Source organism: Gilvimarinus gilvus, assembly GCF_030518155.1.
Lineage (GTDB): Bacteria > Pseudomonadota > Gammaproteobacteria > Pseudomonadales > Cellvibrionaceae > Gilvimarinus > Gilvimarinus gilvus.
Genome location: NZ_JAULRU010000722.1, coordinates 1 through 323 on the forward strand (window position 1 = coordinate 1; position 323 = coordinate 323).

Annotated in this window: 1 protein-coding gene; it reads left to right on the top strand. The window is 29.7% G+C overall.

Annotated elements, in window-relative coordinates; all coding sequences use genetic code 11:
- On the top strand, positions 1–195 hold a 195-nt coding region (locus QWI17_RS18130), incomplete at its 5' end, for a hypothetical protein (protein ID WP_302723938.1).
- Positions 196–323: the final 128 nt, after the last annotated feature.

Consider the following 323-nt stretch of genomic DNA (forward strand, 5'->3'; position numbering starts at 1 on the left):
GTATACAACAGCGGAATGCACATGATAGATCCTACTCCAGAAAAAAAAGCGGCTGATCCTTTATATCCATATACAGACCAATTATTGCAACCTTTGAATTTGACAAAAGAGGAAAAAACTGCTTTGAAATCTTTTTTAGAAGCTCTAAATGGTTCTAAATTTAAAATGGATCGTCCGAAATTTCCTCTTGAATAAATATTTTTTCTAAGTTCTAAGTTGCTACAAAATTTATGAATGAAAAAGGATGTAAAATAAAAGTATTACCTAAACTCGTAGGAGATTATCCTCTTAATATCAAATTAAATACTACGCTAAGAATAACA